Consider the following 2,841-nt stretch of genomic DNA (forward strand, 5'->3'; position numbering starts at 1 on the left):
GCGGCCAGCCGCCTCGCGCCCGAGTTCGGGCAGTTCGGCCTGTCCTCGGACCCCGCGCTCTGCGGTCCGCGGGACCGGGTCCTGCCCACCGCGGGCAACCCCGCCACGCCATGGGTCGCGGGCGACGATCCCCTGCCTCTGGGGATGAAGGAAGGCGAGGGCTTCTGCTACCTCGTCCGGGTCTGGGGCCAGTTCGACACCATCGCCGACGCGGTCGAGATCGGGCTGCAGAACGGGGAATACGTGTTGCAGGGCACCGACGCCACGGACCCCAGCAACCACGGCGCCGTCGCGGAATGCGTCCGCTTCTGAGCGTCCGGGCGAGGGGCCTCACCTGCCGGGCGACGGCGCAGCGGCCGCGAGCCGGAGGGGCGCACCGACCCGCAGCAGGGGGCCGCGTCACTGCATCACCTCGACGCGCAGGGCGGTTTCGCCCGCCGCGATGGCGATGCGGCCGCCGCCCGGACCCACGGTGAACGAGATTTCCTTGCCCCTGTCGCCCTTGTCGATCTGCGCCTCGCAGGCGGGGTGAAGCGGCAGGCCGAGGCAGGCTTCCTCCTCCTCGCCGTCGCAGGTCTCGTCGGCAGGGATCGGGCGGCAGGCGAATGTCACCAGCGCCGCGCCGCCCTCGCCGTGGCGCAGGGTCAGCAGGCGCAGGTCCTTGCCCGGCGCGGCGGGCACCTCGGCGTCAAGGACGGCGCCCGGGGCAAGGGTAAAGGCGGTCTCGCCGTCCAGGCTGCGGACCCGGGGCGCAAAGCCGCCCAGCAGCCGGCCAAGCGCTTCGGTCCAGCGCGGCGGCGCGTCCCCGCCCTGCGGGCGCGGCGCAAGAACCATCAGCGCCACGAACAGCCCCCCGAACAGCGCCAGCGCGATCAGGCCCTTGCGCATGATCCGCCGTCCCGCGGGGGGCCGCCCGCGGCGGTCATTGCGGCAGCCTCTGCATGATGGCGCCGTCCATGAACCGGGGCGCCACCACCATGTCCTGCAGGAAAAGACAGCGCCTGCCGATGCAGGGCTGGCTGCGGTAGAAGACCTGGACGATGCTGCCCGCCGGGATGTCGGCCGGACCCTCGGGCGCCGAGCGGCGGACCAGCCCGTCCTCGGGTCCGTCCGTGACCGTGGTCAGGTTTATGCCCAGGCCGAGATCGGCCAGTTGCTGCTGCGCCTGGCCGACCGTCAGCCCCGCGAGGCGCGGCAGGCGCACGGTCGGGACGGGGGGCGCTGCGTTCCTGATCTCTTCAAGCCGCGCGGCGTCCACGCGGACGGCCCCATCGACGATGGACAGCGCGGGGGCGTATTTGACGTCAAAGCCCTCGGCCGCCAGCGCGGTCACGGCGGCGGGGGGGAAGCGGGCGTCGGGAAAGCGGCAGATCAGGGAATCGCAGGATCCGGGCGGCGTCAGCGCGGTCAGTTCCACGGCCTCGTCCTTGTCCACGTCCGCGCCTTCGCGGGGGCGGGTCGACAGCACCGCCAGCGGCTCGCCCGTGCCCTCGCGCGTCAGCCGGAAGCTGACGGGCCGGTCGATGGCCGAGACGACCGTGGCGGCGGCGACCTCGGCGCGCTGGCCCACGAGGCCCTCGGGGACCGGGGTGGCGGGGGGGCGCATGAACATGAAGGCCCCGACGCCCGCCAGCAGCACCACCATCGCGGCGGCGGCGGCAAAGATCCACCAGGGGATCTTCTTCTTCGGCGCGGGCGCGGCGGGCGCCGCCGTCAGGGTGAAGGCGACCGCCGGTCCCTGCACGAAATCGGCGTCGGGGTCGCTTTCGGCGGCGACCCGCAGGCGGAAGCCGTGGTTGCCCGCGGGGGCGTTCGGGGGCGGGCGCACCGTCACCTCGACGCTCTGGTTGCCGCCGTAGACGAAGTCGCGCTCGATCTTGCCGGGCGAGGTGGCGGGGGCGCCCGCGATCTCGAACCATTCGGGGCGGGCGCCGTCCAGCGGCTCGACGGTGATGCGGCCCACCTGCGCGGAAGGGGCCATGTTGCGGACCAGAAACGTGGCCTTGGCGGGCGGCGTCACCCCGCCTGCATCGGGCGCCCCCATCTCAAGGCGCGAGGGCGCTTCGGTGATCTGGAAGGAAGGCATCGGTCAACTCCCTTGGTTCGGGCCGGCGTCGGGGATCGGCGCCAATTCAAAGGTGGTGAAGGCGGGTTTCTCGAACGCGATGATGCGCCGCACCAGGTCCAGCCGGGGCAGGGCGGCGGGCGGGATGCTGACGCGGAAATGGAACGGGCGCCCGGCGCTTTCCTCGATGCCGAAGCCCTGCACGCCGGTCGCCGTTTCAAGGAACCGGCGCAGGGTCGCGGCCGAGCCGCCGCGGCGGCTCAGCGCGGCGGCGGCGGCGGTCAGTTCGCGCAGGTCGCCCGCAGCGGGGCGGTCCTCGCCGGGGTCGGCCTGCAGGTAGCGGCCAAGGCCGACCCATGCCGCCAGCACCGGCACCAGCCGGTCGGGCGCGCGGCGGGGATCGGCCAGCAGCGCCGGATCGGCGATCGCCGTTTCCAGCGAGCCGTGCAGCGCCGCCATGACATGCAGCAGCGCGTCGAGGACCGAGCCGTCGGCCAGCCCGCGGCGGTAGATCTCGGGCAGCAGCAGGGCGATCTCAGCCGGTTGCATCGGCGCCTCCGGGGGGTTCGGCGCCGAAGCGCAGGCGATGGGCGCCCGCGCAGGGCAGCCAGCCGGGCGGCAGCGGCAGGCGGTCGGTGAAGCGGCGCCCCTCGATGCGGGTGAAGGTCAGATCCTCGGGATCGCCGCGCGACAGTCCCTGCGCGGTCCCGGCCAGCAGCGTCCGCCCGCCCGGCCGCAGCGCCACCGCCGCGACCGGCAGAAGCCGCGCCCGGTCG

Annotated in this window: 5 protein-coding genes; 1 reads left to right on the forward strand and 4 read right to left on the reverse strand. The window is 74.4% G+C overall.

Annotated features, from left to right (window positions below; genetic code table 11):
• Positions 1 to 312: hypothetical protein (locus tag Q4F04_RS14255; protein ID WP_303370468.1), on the forward strand; the 312-nt coding region annotated here is incomplete at its 5' end.
• 87 nt (positions 313 to 399) lie between these two features.
• Here Q4F04_RS14255 and Q4F04_RS14260 read toward each other — a convergent pair.
• The 4 genes from Q4F04_RS14260 to Q4F04_RS14275 all read right to left on the reverse strand — a co-directional run.
• Positions 400 to 888 (reverse strand): hypothetical protein, encoded by a 489-nt coding sequence (locus tag Q4F04_RS14260; RefSeq protein ID WP_303370469.1) that lies wholly within the window; start codon positions 886 to 888, stop codon positions 400 to 402.
• Positions 889 to 922: 34 nt separating this feature from the next.
• Positions 923 to 2,086, reverse strand: a complete 1,164-nt coding sequence (locus tag Q4F04_RS14265) for a PASTA domain-containing protein (protein ID WP_303370470.1) — start codon at positions 2,084 to 2,086, stop codon at positions 923 to 925.
• Positions 2,087 to 2,089: 3 nt separating this feature from the next.
• A complete protein-coding gene (locus Q4F04_RS14270; RefSeq protein WP_303370471.1) occupies positions 2,090 to 2,614 on the reverse strand; it encodes a phage tail protein in 525 nt (174 codons plus the stop codon).
• The coding region (locus Q4F04_RS14275; RefSeq protein WP_303370472.1) for a hypothetical protein at positions 2,601 to 2,841 on the reverse strand (241 nt) is incomplete at its 5' end. The genes Q4F04_RS14270 and Q4F04_RS14275, both read right to left, overlap by 14 nt.

The sequence above is a fragment of the Paracoccus sp. (in: a-proteobacteria) genome, from assembly GCF_030536915.1.
In the GTDB taxonomy this organism is placed as follows: Bacteria; Pseudomonadota; Alphaproteobacteria; order Rhodobacterales; family Rhodobacteraceae; genus Paracoccus.

Excerpts from the sequence above, each read along its gene's own strand:
- Q4F04_RS14270 (WP_303370471.1), bottom strand. The coding sequence starts at position 2,614 with ATGCAACCGGCTGAGATCGCCCTGCTGCTGCCCGAGATCTACCGCCGC.
- Q4F04_RS14265 (WP_303370470.1), bottom strand. The coding sequence starts at position 2,086 with ATGCCTTCCTTCCAGATCACCGAAGCGCCCTCGCGCCTTGAGATGGGG.
- Q4F04_RS14260 (WP_303370469.1), bottom strand. The coding sequence starts at position 888 with ATGCGCAAGGGCCTGATCGCGCTGGCGCTGTTCGGGGGGCTGTTCGTG.